Annotated in this window: 13 protein-coding genes; 6 read left to right on the top strand and 7 right to left on the bottom strand. The window is 60.5% G+C overall.

Annotated features, from left to right (window positions below):
* Positions 1 to 8: 8 nt before the first annotated feature.
* The 4 genes from OHJ17_RS10450 to OHJ17_RS10435 form a co-directional block, all read right to left on the bottom strand.
* A complete protein-coding gene (locus OHJ17_RS10450; protein ID WP_039818269.1) occupies positions 9 to 3,101 on the bottom strand; it encodes an efflux RND transporter permease subunit in 3,093 nt (1,030 codons plus the stop codon).
* On the bottom strand, positions 3,098 to 4,207 hold the full coding sequence (locus OHJ17_RS10445; RefSeq protein WP_032446178.1) for an efflux RND transporter periplasmic adaptor subunit: 1,110 nt from the start codon (positions 4,205 to 4,207) through the stop codon (positions 3,098 to 3,100). The genes OHJ17_RS10450 and OHJ17_RS10445 overlap by 4 nt, the downstream gene beginning before the upstream one ends.
* 74 nt (positions 4,208 to 4,281) lie before the next feature.
* Positions 4,282 to 4,818 carry a TetR/AcrR family transcriptional regulator gene (locus OHJ17_RS10440; RefSeq protein WP_015958592.1) on the bottom strand — a complete coding sequence of 179 codons (537 nt, stop codon included), beginning with the start codon at positions 4,816 to 4,818 and terminating at the stop codon, positions 4,282 to 4,284.
* A 173-nt stretch (positions 4,819 to 4,991) separates the two neighbouring features.
* Positions 4,992 to 5,987: an NAD-dependent epimerase/dehydratase family protein gene (locus tag OHJ17_RS10435; protein WP_039818267.1), complete on the bottom strand. Its 996-nt coding sequence runs from the start codon at positions 5,985 to 5,987 to the stop codon at positions 4,992 to 4,994.
* Between the two features lie 96 nt (positions 5,988 to 6,083).
* Between OHJ17_RS10435 and OHJ17_RS10430 the strand changes: the two genes are divergently transcribed.
* The 5 genes from OHJ17_RS10430 to OHJ17_RS10410 all read left to right on the top strand — a co-directional run bounded on the left by OHJ17_RS10430 (position 6,084) and on the right by OHJ17_RS10410 (position 11,194).
* Entirely contained in the window at positions 6,084 to 6,995 is a 912-nt protein-coding gene (locus OHJ17_RS10430) for a LysR family transcriptional regulator (RefSeq protein WP_039818262.1), read from the top strand.
* A 158-nt stretch (positions 6,996 to 7,153) separates the two neighbouring features.
* Positions 7,154 to 8,152 carry a siderophore ABC transporter substrate-binding protein EitA gene (locus tag OHJ17_RS10425; RefSeq protein ID WP_004200258.1) on the top strand — a complete coding sequence of 333 codons (999 nt, stop codon included), beginning with the start codon at positions 7,154 to 7,156 and terminating at the stop codon, positions 8,150 to 8,152.
* A complete protein-coding gene (locus tag OHJ17_RS10420; RefSeq protein WP_002908998.1) occupies positions 8,152 to 9,189 on the top strand; it encodes a FecCD family ABC transporter permease in 1,038 nt (345 codons plus the stop codon). Before OHJ17_RS10425 ends, OHJ17_RS10420 begins: the two co-directional genes overlap by 1 nt.
* Positions 9,189 to 9,950 carry a siderophore ABC transporter ATP-binding protein EitC gene (locus OHJ17_RS10415; RefSeq protein ID WP_004212506.1) on the top strand — a complete coding sequence of 254 codons (762 nt, stop codon included), beginning with the start codon at positions 9,189 to 9,191 and terminating at the stop codon, positions 9,948 to 9,950. Before OHJ17_RS10420 ends, OHJ17_RS10415 begins: the two co-directional genes overlap by 1 nt.
* 56 nt (positions 9,951 to 10,006) lie before the next feature.
* The gene (locus tag OHJ17_RS10410) at positions 10,007 to 11,194 is read left to right on the top strand and encodes an MFS transporter EitD (RefSeq protein WP_072196949.1); all 1,188 of its coding nucleotides are present in this window, start codon (positions 10,007 to 10,009) and stop codon (positions 11,192 to 11,194) included.
* A gap of 82 nt (positions 11,195 to 11,276) precedes the next feature.
* Here OHJ17_RS10410 and OHJ17_RS10405 read toward each other — a convergent pair whose 3' ends face one another.
* Positions 11,277 to 12,308 carry a methionine synthase gene (locus OHJ17_RS10405; RefSeq protein ID WP_002909005.1) on the bottom strand — a complete coding sequence of 344 codons (1,032 nt, stop codon included), beginning with the start codon at positions 12,306 to 12,308 and terminating at the stop codon, positions 11,277 to 11,279.
* A gap of 23 nt (positions 12,309 to 12,331) precedes the next feature.
* Complete coding sequence (locus OHJ17_RS10400) at positions 12,332 to 13,312, bottom strand: DUF1852 domain-containing protein (protein WP_029602805.1); 981 nt, start codon at positions 13,310 to 13,312, stop codon at positions 12,332 to 12,334.
* A 569-nt stretch (positions 13,313 to 13,881) separates the two neighbouring features.
* Here OHJ17_RS10400 and OHJ17_RS10395 point away from each other — a divergent pair.
* On the top strand, positions 13,882 to 14,202 hold the full coding sequence (locus tag OHJ17_RS10395; protein ID WP_004184563.1) for a hypothetical protein: 321 nt from the start codon (positions 13,882 to 13,884) through the stop codon (positions 14,200 to 14,202).
* Between the two features lie 97 nt (positions 14,203 to 14,299).
* On the opposite strand, the gene OHJ17_RS10390 is transcribed toward OHJ17_RS10395, so the two are convergent.
* Entirely contained in the window at positions 14,300 to 14,548 is a 249-nt protein-coding gene (locus OHJ17_RS10390; protein ID WP_002909014.1) for a GlsB/YeaQ/YmgE family stress response membrane protein, read from the bottom strand.
* Positions 14,549 to 14,746: the final 198 nt, after the last annotated feature.

Here is a 14,746-nt window from a genome sequence, read left to right as displayed (position 1 = left end):
AAGTGGAATTACCTCTGAAGGTGCAACTCTGTCTGCTGTACCGTGTTCTCCGGGCGGATGCGGAACCAGATCGCGTACATGGCCGGCAGGAAGATAAGGGTCATGATGGTTCCCCCCAGCGTCCCGCCAATCAGCGTATAGGCGAGCGTTCCCCAGAAGACCGAATGAGTGAGCGGAATGAACGCCAGGATCGCCGCCAGCGCGGTCAGCAGAACCGGGCGGGCGCGCTGCACCGTCGCCTCCACCACCGCGTGGAACGGATCGAGCCCCGCCTGTTGGTTATGATGGATTTGGCCAATCAGGATCAGCGTATTGCGCATCAGGATCCCCGACAGGGCGATCAGGCCCACCAGGGCATTGATGCCAAACGGCTGATTGAACAGCAGCAGCGTCGGGACCACGCCAATCAGCCCCAGCGGCGCGGTCAGGAAAACCATGACCATCGCCGACAGCGAACGCACCTGCAGGATAATGATCAGCAGCGTGAGGGCGATCATTATCGGAAATAACGGCACCATCGCCCGGGTGGCCTTGCCGGATTCCTCAATCGACCCCGCCGTCTCGATGCGATAGCCAGGCGGCAGCGAGTCGATAATGGGCTGCAGCGGCTTCATCAGCGCGGTGGAGACATCCGGCGGCTGCAGGTTCTCCGCAACATCTCCGCGGACGGTGATGGTCGGCGTGCGGTCGCGACGGCGAAGCAGCGGGTCCTCCATCCTGATCGACACGTCGCCAATCTGTGACAAGGGAACCCGCTGCCCGCCGCTGCCCACCAGGGTGAAGTCGGCGATTTTCGCCGGATCCAGACGGATGTCGCCCGCCGCGCGGCCGATCACCTGCACGGCGCGAATATCTTCCCGGACGGTGGTGATCGGGATCCCTGACAGCAGGAACTGCAGCTGCTGGGCGACGGACTGGGAGCTGAGTCCGCTCGCCTGCAGCCGGTCCTGATTGAAGCTGAAATGCATCACCGGTACCCGCGAACCCCAGTCGGTATTGACGGTGCGCATCAGCGGACTGGCCTGCAGCACCGATTTAACCCGCTCGGCGATGTCGAGCAGAGCGTGCGGATCGGGCCCCATCACCCGCCAGGCGACCGGATAAGGCGAATAAGGGCCAAACACCAGCTGAGTGACGCGCACCCGCGCCTCCGGCGCCAGGCCATTGGCCACCGCCTCCCGCAGCCGCCGCTTGAGCGCCTCGCGGGCACCCTGCCCGTCGGTCAACACCACCAGTTTGGCGAAGGAGGGATCGGGCAATTCCGGAGCCATCGCCAGGTAAAAGCGCGGCGCGCCCTGGCCGATATAGCTGGTGACAATCTTCGCCTCCGGCTGCCGCTGCAGCCAGTGCTCAATTTTCGCCGCCGCGGCGCTGGTCTGGCTAATCGACGACCCGTAAGGCAGCTGCACTTCAACCAGCACTTCCGGACGATCGGAGGTGGGGAAAAACTGCTTTTTCACCACGCTCATGCCCAGGATCGCCACGATAAACAGCGCCACCACCCCGGCGGCCACGCGCCATTTGTGAGCAATAACCCGGGTCAGCAGCCGACGGAAGCGCTGATAGCGCGGGGTGTCATACAGCGCGGCGTGGCCGGCCGCCGCGGGCTTTCTGTCCGGCAACAGGTGCACCCCCAGCCAGGGGGTAAAAATCACCGCCACCATCCAGGAGGCAATCAGCGCGATACCGACGATCCAGAACACATTGCTGGCGTACTCCCCGGCGGTGGACTGCGCAAATCCATTGGGCATAAAGCCCACGGCCGTCACCAGGGTACCGGCCAGCATGGGCGCGGCGGTATGGCTCCAGGCATAGGCCGAGGCTTTGAGGCGGTCGTACCCCTCCTCCATTTTTACCACCATCATTTCGATGGCAATGATGGCATCATCCACCAGCAGCCCCAGGGCGAGGATCAGCGAGCCGAGAGTGATGCGGTCGAAGTTTTTGCCGGTCGCCGCCATCACCACAAACACCACGGCGAGGGTTAAAGGCACCGCCGCCGCGACCACCACGCCCACGCGCCACCCCATGCTGACAAAGCACACCGCCATCACCACCAGCAGGGCGACAAAGAATTTGATCATGAACTCATCGACCGCGGCGCTGATATTCACCGACTGATCGGTCACTTTGGTCAACGACATGCCGAGCGGCAGGCTCTGATTGATGCTGGTCGTTTCGGCATCCAGCGCTTTCCCCAGCGCCAGACCATTCCAGCCCTCGCGCATCACCACGCCCAGCAGCAGCGCCGGTTCGCCCTGATTGCGGATCAGGAAGGTGGCGGGATCTTCGTACCCCCGCTCAACCGTGGCGACATCGGCCAGTTTCAGCGTTCTGCCCCCGGCAATAATCGGCGTGTCGCGGATCTGCTGCAGGCGGTCAAATGCCCCATCGAGGCGGATAAAGATCTGCCCGCCCCGGGTCTCGATAGCCCCGGCGGCGGTCAGCACATTCTGGCTGTTCAGCGCGGCAAAAATCGCCTCCGGCGAGAGACCCAGAGTGGCGAGACGGTCATGAGAAAAGGAGAGATAAATGCGCTCCGCCTGTTCGCCGAGAATATTCACTTTTTTCACCCCGGGAACATGCAGCAGCTGCTGGCGTAAGGCTTCGGCGTCACGCACCAGCTGCCGCGGCGGCTCTCCCCGCGCCTTCAGGGCAAAGAGCGCAAAGGTGACGTCGGCGAATTCGTCATTCATCATCGGGCCGGAGACGCCGGCAGGCAGATTTTTCGCCTCGTCGCCCAGCTTCTTGCGCGCCTGATAAAACTGCTCCGGCACCTCGGAAGGCGGGGTCTGATCCTGCAGCGACAGGGTGATCAACGCCATGCCAGGCCGGGTATAGGTCTCCGTGCGATCGTACCACTTTAGCTCCTGGAGCCGTTTTTCCAGCGGCTCGGCGACCTGATCCTGCATCTCCTGCGCGGTGGCGCCGGGCCAGACGGTAATGACCGTCATTTGCTTGACCGTAAAGGGCGGATCTTCCGCTCGCCCGAGTCCGAAGAACGCCACCAGCCCGGCGACGGAGATAAGGATAATCAAAAACAGGGTCACCGACCGCTCGCGGACGGCCAGCGCGGAGAGATTAAAACGCCCGGCGCTCATGGCTGGCTCCCGGCGGCATTATGCTCGCGTCGTTCCGCCAGACGCACCGCCTCGCCCTGGTGCAGAAGATGGGCGCCCAAGGCGACGATCGGCTCGCCGGGCTTCAGCGGGCCGGTCACCCGCGCGGTTTCATCATCCAGGCCGAGCACGGTCACCGGTTGCCAGGAGACGGTGGCCGGACGAGAGGCAATGCGCCAGACGCCAGGGCCGTTACCCGGATCGTAGACCGACGCCAGGGGCACCGCCAGCACCTGGCCTGGCGCCTGGTCGTTGCCGATGCGCAGGGTCACGGTAGACCCCAGCGGGGCATTCGCCAGCGCGCCGTTCAGCACATAGCGCGCTTCAAAGGTGCGGGTGGTGGCGTCAGCCGCGTCCGAAAGCAGGCGCAGGGTCGCCGTGACCGGCTGAGATTCGCTGCCATAGCGTGTCGCCAGCGCCTCGCTGCCGACCGCCGGGCGCAGCGTCTCCGGCAGTTGCACCCGCGCTTCGCGCTGCCCCGCCCGCGCCAGGCGGATCACCACCTGCCCGGCGCTGACCACCTGCCCCGGCTCAGCGAGGGTTTCCACCACCACGCCGTCAGCATCCGCCAGCAGTCCGGCATAGCCGGTGGCGTTTTGCGCCACATTGGCCTGCGCCTGGGCCGCGCTGAGGTCGGCTCTCGCCGCCTCTGCTGCCGCGTTAATCTGGTCGAATTCCGCGGCAGAGATGGCGCCGCTCGCCACCAGGCCGCGATAGCGGGCCAGATCGTTGGCCGCCTTTTTGGCTCGCGCCCGCGCGGCATCTACGGCCCGCTGTTGGGACTGCGCCTGCAAGGCTAGATCAGCCGGATCCAGGCGCAGCAGCAGCTGACCGCGCTTGACGCTCTGCCCGGTTTCCACCCGCCGTTCAAGCACTTTTCCCGCCACCCTGAAACCGAGGTCGCTTTGGGTTCGGGCCACTATCACGCCGGTAAAGGCCCGCGAGCCGGCCTCCGCGCGCTCGACGGTCGCCACCCGGACCAGCGGCGGCCGGATGCGGGGGTCGTCATGATCGGCAGGTTCGCCGCAGCCCGCGAGGGCCAGCGGCAGGAGGCAGACGGCAAGATGGACGGCGTTGAGCCTGAGCATGGGTCACCTTAATGAAAAGACCGGATGGTGACCGCATTCTCAGACTAGTGACCAATAAAGTCAATAGTCACTCATCAGGGGGAGAGACTTCTCAGGATCAGGGAGGCAAGCAGCACCGCCGCGGTGGGCGCGGTGTCGAGATTGTATTGCAACTGCACCGGGTTGATGAAAGGACACATCACCATATAGACCGCCAGGGTCGCTTCATCCAGCGGGGTTTTGCGCTCGAACTCACCCGCCTGGCGGCCTTCGACAAGGATTTGACCAATCAGCTGCTGCAGATGACCGGCATACTGTTCCGTTGAAGGCCATTTATCGCGCGCCGCGACGGCGGCGATGTCGTACAGTTTGCGATCCTCGAAAAACAGTTCACTGCCGGCCTCGGTCAGCGCCCGGAACAGGCGGCGCAGTTTCTCGCTGGCGGACGGCGCATCGGCGATGGCCGCGCTGACGGCCACCATGATCTTCTCCAGCCGGCTGGCGCAAATCGCCTCGCCAATCGCCTGCTTGGAGTCAAAGAATTTATAGATATAGGCTTTGGAAAAGCCTATCGCTTTGGCGAGATCGGTGACCGTCGTTTTCTCATAGCCATAGCGACTAAAGTGCGCCATGGCCGCGTCAAGAATCTGGTCCCGAACGCTGTGGTCATGGGGACCACGGCTTGCAGGGGTGGGGGTATTTTTCGTCATCCGTTTAGCTTAATGCGATCGCTATCGTTTGACAACGAGTGACGTTATTATGATTTGGTCACAATAACGCCCCGCTCTGTGATCCTCTTGCCGCGTTACGCCTCACCCGCCTCTTGGTTTATCGCGCCGGCGGGCAGACAACCCAGGCCTTGCAGCGTCTGATACACCGCGCTGTCGAGCGGGGTATGCGGTTCCGCGCCTAAAAAATCAACCAGTTTATCGTTGCGCAGGCGTACCGGCAGACGCCAGAGATAGTGCATCTCGACCATTTCGCGCAGGGTGGCGTTGAAGGGCGCCGCCAGCTTCACCAGCCACCAGGGAAAGGACTTCACTACCGCCCTGCCGCCATAGCGGGCGACCACCCGCTGGATCGCCTGACTCATTTCGCTGCCGTCCGGGTCCCAGTGGCCCTGCATATGAAAGCGGGCGAACGGCTCAAGCTCATGCCTGCGGGCCAGCAGCGCGGCGATGGTGGCGGCCACGTCGGGCAGCCAGGCCCACTGATGCCCCACGCCGATCGCCCCCGGGTAGCTAATGATGCGGGGAAGCTGACCAGGCTTGACCAGCCCCTGAGAAAACCAGTTATTTCCGGCGCGTGGACCAAAAAAATCGCCCGCCCGAACAATCAACGCCCGGCCGCCGCGCTGCACGTAATCCTTCAGCGCCAGCTCCATCGCCACCCGGATGGCGCCTTTGCGGGTCACCGGCTGTTGTGCGGCCTCTTCAGCAATCAGCGGAAAGGCATCCGGTCCATAGTTGTAGACCGTGCCGGGCAGGACTACAAGCGCCCGCTGCCGTTCGGCGGCCTGCAGGGTGTTGCGCAGCATAGGCAGTACCTGTTGCCGCCAGTGCCGGTAGCCCGGCGGATTCACCGCATGGACGATGACGTCGCAACCGGCAGCCGCCGCCGCGACCTGGCCGCCATCCAGCGCGTCGCCGGCTATCCACTGTATGCCATCTTCGGGATCACGCATCTGGGCGCCGCGCTTCAGCGCCCGAACCTGCCAGTTGTCTGCCACCAGCCGGCGCGCCACTTCCCCGCCAATGCCCCCGCTTGCTCCCAGAATAAGTACCTTGCCGCTGCTGTTCATCCTCTTTCCCCGTTCGCTAATGGATGCTTGACAGCCTACCTGCGGCTCATATCAAATGAAATTGCATACCATCGTCGAACGGCTATACATATTTGTATGAATACCTCTATTCCCTGGGAGTGGTACCGAACCTTTCTCGCCGTCCTGCAGGAAGGCTCTTTATCGGGCGCATCGCGCACCCTGAACATCACTCAGCCGACGGCGGGGCGCCATATTGCCGGGCTGGAAACCGCCCTCGGCCAGGCCTTATTTACCCGCTCGCAAACCGGCCTGCTGGCGACCGACGCGGCGCTGGCGCTGCGGGTGCATGCCGAGGCGATGGACAACACCGCCCGGGCGCTGGAACGCACGGCGGCCAACTTTAGTCGCGACAGAGCCGATCTGCGTGGCGTGGTGCGGGTGGCCGCCAGCGAGGTGGTCGGCGCCGAGGTGCTGCCGCCGCTGGTTGCCCGGCTCAGGCAGGCGTGCCCGAATATCGTCATCGAACTGATGCTCTCCAATCGATTTCAGGATCTGCTTCACCGGGAGGCGGATATCGCGGTGCGGATGGTCGCCCCGCAGCAGGAGCAGCTTATCGCCCGCCGTCTCGGCAGGATTGAGCTTGGGTTACATGCCACCGCCGCCTACCTGACGCGCCAGGGCCTGCCCACGACCTTCGACGATCTGGCCAGCCACGCGCTGATTGGTTTCGATAGCGCCACCCCACTTGTTCGCCGGGCGCTGCAGGCTTACCCTCGTTTTCAGCGCGAGGCGTTCGCGATGCGGACCGATAGCGACCTCGCCCAGTTGAGCCTGATTCGCGCCGGAGCGGGGATCGGCATCTGCCAGGTGCCCCTTGCGGATGGCATTATTCCCCTGCAGCGAGTGCTGGCGGCCGACTTTTCTCTGTATCTTGATACCTGGCTGATAATGCATGAGGATCTGCGTCACAGCCCTGCCTGTAAGCGGGTATTTGATTTTCTCGCCCAGGGGGTGCAGGCGTATATTCGTGGCCCACTGGCGAGCTGACCCGCCCCATCGCGCGGGCATTTCATTGCCTGCGGAAATAGTCACTCATTGACACTGTAAATATGGCATTGTATAAAACCCCGCCCCAATAATGAGTTTCATTTGCATTACTCCCATTTGCTGGTCATCCACTCGCCTGTTTACAAGGATAGCGTTTAATGAAGAAGGTCCTTTGCGCGTTAGGCTTGATGTTCACCGCCGTCAGTTCCGCGCTGGCAACAACCTACCCCCTGACGATTGAAAACTGCGGCTATCAGGAGACCTTCACCCGGCCGCCGGAGCGCGTGGTCGCGCTGGGGCAAAATACGGTCGAAATTCTGCTGCTGCTCGGGCTGCAAAAGCAGGTGGTCGCCAGCGCCTTCTGGCCGACCAGCGTTTTACCGCAGCTGGCTGAGCAAAACGCGAAGATTAAAACCTTGACGGTGGAAATTCCGAGCCTGGAATCGGTGCTGGCGCAAAATCCTGATTTCGTTCCCGCCCAGTTGCCGCTGCTGCTGGGGCCGGAAAGCAAAGTCGCCAGGCGTGAAGATCTCGCCACCGTCGGCGTGAACAGCTACGTTTCACCGGGGATGTGCGCCACTAAAAAGGCCACCGGCGATATGTACGGCAGCCGGCAAAAGCTGTGGGATATGACCTGGCTGTATCAGGAGATTAGCGATTTCGCCCGCATTTTCAACGTCGAAGATCGTGGTCAGGCGCTAATTGCCGATTTCAAAAAACGTGAAGCCGACCTGCGCCAGGAGTTTGGTAAAAGCAAAAAAGATCTCTCCTTCGTCTTCTGGTTCTCCAGCGCCTCGCCTTCGGCCGATGCCTATGTCGGCGGCAAAAACAGCGCCTCCGGATTTATCGCCAGCGTGCTGGGCGGACATAATGCGATTACCTCCGAGACCGAGTGGCCCACGGTGAGCTGGGAGAGCATTATTGCCGCCAACCCGGATGTGATCGTGGTCGCCAGTCTGGACCGTAACCGCTGGGCGCTGGATAAGGCCGAGGAGAAGATCAAATTCCTCAAAAGCGATCCCGCCGTCAGCCAGCTGGAGGCGGTGAAAAAAGGCCATATCGTGGTCATGGACGGTCAGGCGATGAATCCGACCATTCGCACGCTTTACGGCGCGGAACAGGTGGGCGAGCAGCTGAGAAAAATGGGGCTGAACTGATGAGCGTCGCCGCGATTGAGACGCGCCGCAGCATACTGCTCACCGGCTGGTGTTTACTGGCAGCGATCGTGCTGGCGCTGGTGATCGCTGTGGGCGTCAGCGTCGGCGAGCTGGCCATCCCGCTGCAGAATGTCTTTTATGCTATCAGCAACAGAACCGGCTTAACCGCTGAACCGCTCAACCGTATCTATGAGAGCGTAATCTGGGATTTCCGCCTCAGCCGCGCGCTGGTCGCCGCCTGCTGCGGCGCCGGCCTCGCTATCTGCGGCGTCGTGCTGCAAAGCCTGCTGAAAAATGCCCTCGCGGAACCCTACGTCCTCGGCGTCTCCGCCGGGGCCTCCACCGGCGCGGTGTCGATCGTGGTGCTGGGCCTTGGCGCTGGCGCGATTTCCCTCTCGGCAGGCGCCTTTGCCGGGGCCTTCGCCGCCTTCGCCTTTGTCGCCTTGCTGACTAACGGTGCGCGCGGCGGTAATGAGCGAACCATTCTGGCGGGCGTCGCCGCCTCGCAGTTATTTAACGCCATCACGGCCTATACCATCAGCACCTCCGCCAGCGCGCAGCAGGCGCGCGATGTGATGTTCTGGCTGCTGGGCAGCTTCAGCGGCGTTCGCTGGCCCGAATTCCAGTTGGTCATCGTGGTGGTGCTCGCGGGTCTGGCGGTCTGCCTGTGGTATGCCCGGGCGCTGGACGCGTTCACCTTCGGCGACGATGCCGCCGCCTCGCTGGGGATTGCTGTGCCGCGCGTGCGCCTGATCCTCTTCACCACTGCGGCGCTGATCACCGCCACCATCGTCAGCATGGCCGGCTCAATCGGCTTTGTTGGCCTGGTGGTGCCCCACGTGATGCGTTTCTTCTTTGGCCCGCTGCACCGAACGTTGCTGATCGCCAGCGCGCTGGCAGGGGCGATATTGATGGTACTGGCGGACATTGCGTCGCGCCTGCTGATTGCCCCGCAAAGTCTGCCCGTTGGGGTAGTAACCGCCCTGGTTGGGGTGCCTTTCTTTGCCGTGATTATCTACCGCTCAAGGAATAAGTGATGAGTATTTGCGCTGAAAATATCACCTGGAAGGCAGGCAAAAAGGTCATCGTCAATAATGTCTCGCTGCGGGTGCCGCGAGGCGAAACGGTCGGACTGCTGGGACCCAACGGCTGCGGCAAATCCTCGCTGCTGCGCGTTCTGGCGGGCCTGCGCCGCCCGGATGCAGGTCGCGTCACCCTCGACGGCCAGGATATCGCCCGGATGGCGAAAAAGCAGCTCGCCCGCCGCGTGGCTTTCGTCGAGCAACACGGCATGACCGAGGCCAATATGCGGGTGCGCGACGTCGTGCGCCTGGGACGCATTCCCCACCACTCTCCGTTCTCAAACTGGAGCGCTCAGGATGACGAGGCGATTGCCGCCGCGCTGCAGCGGGTAGCGATGCTGGAGAAAAGCGAACAGGGATGGTTAAGCCTCTCCGGCGGCGAGCGGCAGCGGGTGCATATCGCCCGCGCGCTGGCGCAGAGTCCGAGCGAAATCCTGCTGGATGAGCCGACCAACCATCTGGATATACACCATCAGATGCAGTTAATGCAGTTGATCAGCGAGCTGCCGGTAACCAGCATTGTGGCCATTCACGATCTTAACCATGCCGCGATGTTCTGCGATTCGCTGATCGTGATGCAGCAGGGGCAGATCCTCGCCAGCGGGACGCCGGAGGAGATTTTGTCCGAAGCGCTGCTGTGGGACGTTTTCCGGGTGAAAACCAAAATCGAGATCTCCCCTTACCACGGCAAAAAGCACATTCATTTCATCGTTTAGGTTGGGCGGATATGCCTCTTTTCTCCCTGCGCCCTGCGGCAACCCTCTGGCCTCCGGTGTTACTGGGAAGCCAGTTCGTTTTTAATATTGGCTTTTACGCGGTCGTTCCTTTCCTCGCCCTCTTCCTGCGCGACGACATGCTGCTCTCAGGCGGACTTATCGGCCTGATCCTCGGGCTGCGTACCTTCTCCCAACAGGGCATGTTTATCCTCGGCGGGACGCTGGCCGACCGCTATGGCGCTAAGGCGATCATTCTCGCCGGCTGCGTCGTTCGCGTCGCCGGTTTTCTCCTGCTGGCGTGCGGGGCGTCGCTGTGGCCCATTATCCTCGGCGCCTGCCTGACCGGCGTCGGCGGCGCCCTGTTCTCCCCGTCGATAGAGGCCCTGCTGGCGCGGGCCGGTACCCTCAGCCAGGCCAACGGGAAACGCAGTCGCGCCGAGTGGTTTGCGCTGTTTGCGGTATGCGGTGAACTGGGAGCGGTGATCGGCCCTGTGGCCGGAGGCGTGCTGAGCGGGATCGGCTTTCGGCATATCGCCCTCGCCGGCGCGGGAATATTTCTTCTGGCGCTGGCGGTGCTCTTTTTCTGTCTGCCCGCCGACGGGCACACGACAACAACGCGCAGACGAGTCCCATGGTGGACGCCTTTGCGCCAGCCGCGCTTTGTCGCGTTTATTCTCGCCTACAGCTCATGGCTGTTGAGCTACAACCAACTGTACCTCGCCCTGCCGGTGGAGATCCAACGTTCCGGCAGCCGCGAGCAGGATCTGGCGCCGCTCTTTATGCTGGCCTCACTGTTGATTATCACCCTCCAGCTCCCTCTCGCCCGCTTCGCCCGGCGAATGGGCGCCGTGCGCATCCTGCCGGTGGGCTTTCTGCTGCTGTCGGCTTCCTTTGCCAGCGTGGCGTTATTCGCCGCCGCCCCACCCGCCGAAGGTTGGCTGCGGTTAATGCCGGTGGCTGGTTTTGTCACACTGCTCACCCTCGGCCAGATGCTGTTAGTGCCCGCAGCCAAGGATCTGATCCCGCTGTTCGCCGAGGAGTCGACGCTGGGCGCCCACTACGGAGCGCTCGCCACCGCAGGAGGATGCGCGGTGTTAGCCGGGAATTTACTGCTCGGTCATTTGCTTGACCTGGCGCTCATTCCGTCGCCGCAGGCGGTTTATCCCTGGCTTCTGCTGGCGCTGTTTCCGCTGTGCAGCGCCGTCGCCCTGCGGGCAATCTGTCGCCCGCTGGCGGCAACATGACGCAGAGCGGGCAACAGCCCGCTCTGGAAGTGAACCGACGATAAAGTACACCGCCTGGGGAAGATAACGGGCGCGCCCCGCCTTACTTTGCCGCCAGCTCGCGACGAATAATCTCGGCGCCGGCGCTCAGGGCGTGCAGTTTGCCGGTCGCGACATGGCGCGGCAGCGGCGCCATACCGCAGTTGGTGGACGGGTAGAGTTTGTCGGCATCGACGAACGCCAGCGCCTTGCGCAGGGTTCCAGCCACCTCTTCCGGGGTTTCGATAGCATGGCTGGCGACATCGATCGCCCCGACCATCACCTTTTTACCGCGGATCAACTCCAGCAGATCCATCGGCACGCGCGAGTTGTGGCACTCGAGAGAGATAATATCAAGGGACGATTTCTGCAGCTGCGGGAAAGCCTCTTCATACTGTCGCCACTCGGAGCCCAGCGTCTTTTTCCAGTCGGTATTGGCCTTGATGCCATAGCCGTAGCAGATATGCACCGCTGTCTCACACTTCAGCCCTTCGGTGGCTCGTTCTAAGGCGGCGATCCCCCAGTCGTTGACCTCATCGAAGAAGACGTTAAAGGCCGGCTCATCGAACTGAATAATATCAACCCCCGCAGCCTCTAACTCTTTCGCTTCCTGATTGAGGATTTTGGCAAATTCCCAGGCCAGCTTTTCCCGGCTTTTATAGTGGTTGTCATACAGCGTGTCGATCATGGTCATCGGGCCCGGAAGCGCCCATTTGATCGGCTGACTGGTGAGCTGCCGCAGATAGCGAGCGTCCTCCACGAAGACCGGTTTCTGGCGCTCCACGGCGCCCACCACCGTTGGAACACTGGCCTCATAGCGGTTACGAATTTTCACGATCTCGCGTTTGGCAAAATCCACCCCGCTGAGGTGCTCGATGAAGGTGGTGACAAAGTGCTGCCGCGTTTGCTCGCCGTCGCTGACAATATCGATCCCGGCCCGCAGCTGGTCGTCGAGGGATAACCGCAAGGCGTCGCGCTTGCCGGCCAGTAATTCTTCGCTGGACAGTTTCCAGGGCGACCACAGAGTCTCTGGCTGCGCCAGCCAGGAAGGTTTCGGTAAACTGCCGGCGGTCGATGTCGGAAGCCATGTTTTCATAGTCATTAGCCTTTTATATGGGTTTAGCAAAGCGCGAAATTAGCAGACCATTGCTCAAGCAACGTCTTGTGCGGGTTGATAAAATGTTGTTGTGTAAATTTCCCCTGCTCAATCGCCAACAGGCTGCGCTCTTCCCGGTCATAGACGATTTTTGTTAATGAATGATCCAGGTGGCTGAGATTGGGCTGATAGTATTGCCCCGCCGGGGAGTTGGCATTGTAGATCTCCGGGCGATATATTTTCTGAAACGTCTCCATCGTGCTGATGGTGGCGATCAGTTCCATGCTGGTGTAATCGCTGAGCAGATCGCCGGTAAAATAAAAGGCCAACGGCGCGACGCTGTTTTTTGGCATAAAATAGCGTACCTGCAGACCCATTTTGCTGAAATAGCGCTCGGTCAGCGAGACGCCTTCCTGAGCATATTCAATGCCGAGGACCGGATGTTCGTTACCGGTGCGATGGTAAACATCTTTACTGGAGACGCTCAGGCAAATCACCGGCGCCTTGCTGAAGTTGGCGCGCCAGGCGCTGGATTGCACAAAATCCTTAAAGATATTGCCGTGCAACTCGCCAAAGTTTTCCGGTACGCTGAAGCGACTCTGGTCCTTATTATGTTCCAGAAGCAGTACGCTAAAATCGTAATCCCGCACATAGGAGGAGAAGTTATTGCCGACGATACCGGCATGACGCTCCCCGCTCTTTTTATCGACAATATGCGTTTGCAGGATCTCAATCACCGGGAAGCTGGCGCTATCCTGAGCAATATTCATCTCGACAGAAATAATATCCAGTTCCACCGCATAGCGATCGTTATGGGGATTATCCCAGTGGGCCAGGCTATTAAAACGGTTATTCATCATGATTAACGTATTGCGCAGATTTTCCTCACGGTTCACCCCTCTGGCTAAATTAGCGAAGTTGGTGGTAATACGCGTATTTTCCGCAGGGTTATAATTTTCATCAAACCGGGTGCGCTTAATCGTATAGGTAAATTTATTATTCATGGCGATTGTCCATCCTGATGGCGGGCATAAAGCGAACCCGGCGGAATACTCTCCACCAGCCTGGCGACGCGGAGTCAGGCCGGGCGCGCTTCAACCGGTAAATGTTGTTGATTCGTTAATGAACCTATTTTTGCCAGAGTCAGCGCTGGAGGGAAAGCGACTTAAATTCAATGCAACATGAGCCATCCTCATGTTGCTCCAGGCGGTGGCCGATGGCCGACGCAGGCCGACAATATTAGTCAATAAACGTTTGTTCAATGGATGTAGGCAGGGTACACTCTTTAACCACTATAAGATGGGCTTTTACCTGCCCGCCGTACCCGTTTAGCTGGAGCTTTTGTCGTACAGAATGATTGTTGATATCAGTATTATGTCGATGTGCATGGCCGTACTGCTGATTATGAGCGTACTGCTGAATTAAGAGGCTCCCGAACGCAATGACACTCGCTCTCATCTGACCTCCACATTCGCGAGGAAAAAAGAAGATTCAGAGGATTCGCGCCGCCTGGGATTGTTCCGCCTGCCGGCACCCTCTACTCTTTTGGGACTTGCTTATTGAGGAATCCCGGATGAAAAAAGCTCTGCTTGCCCTGTTCGCTATCGCCACCGTTACCGCCGCCAGCGCCTTTGCGGCTGATAAAACCGACGTCCCGGCGCCTGTCGTCGATAACGGAGTCCGCCCGCCGATGGAGAGGGATCGTGGCCCCCTGCCGCCGTTCCCGCCGCAGCTTCCGCCGCACAGACCGGTGCTGTTTTCAGCCACGGTAGCAACCGATACGCCAGCGGAAACCATTAACAAACTGACCGCGCTGATCCCCGCCGGCCAGGCGAAACACTACGAAGTGCACGTTGAGGTGGTGCCGGTTGGCGAGGGAACCGACAGACAATAGCCCAAAGGAGATCTACGCTGTCATCTGTCAGCAATAAAAAAGCTGCCGCATATCGCGGCAGCTTTTATGTATTTATTTACAGCTGAGCAGCTGAAAATTAGCTACGCACTTTCCGGTAGATAAACAGTACCACCAGCGCACCGATAACCGCTACCACGAAGCTGCCGAAATTAAACCCATCGACCTTGCCAAAACCAAACAGGGTACTGATCCAGCCGCCGACCACGGCGCCGATGATCCCCAAAATAACGGTCACGATAAATCCGCCGCCATCTTTTCCCGGCATAATCCACTTGGCTAAAATACCGGCAATAAGTCCAAAAATGATCCAGGAAAGAATACCCATGGTTAACCGTCCTCTTGTTACCTTTAAGCATTTAGTATTGAAAAGAGTAGCATAAATAACGAGAGTGGATCGGTAATAATATAAATATTAGATAATTCCCTGCCGACGCCCGGCTGATCTTGTGACAACCTCTCTGGCTCTGGCAGGCCGGCTCTCGCTTATTACCTTAAAAAAAGGGAGGCTATTCGCCTCCCGCCA

This window comes from Klebsiella sp. KP20-425-1 (assembly GCF_025813515.1).
Lineage (GTDB): Bacteria > Pseudomonadota > Gammaproteobacteria > Enterobacterales > Enterobacteriaceae > Klebsiella > Klebsiella pneumoniae.
Note: the sequence above shows the minus strand (reverse complement) of the source record. Positions and strands in the feature narration are given on the sequence as shown.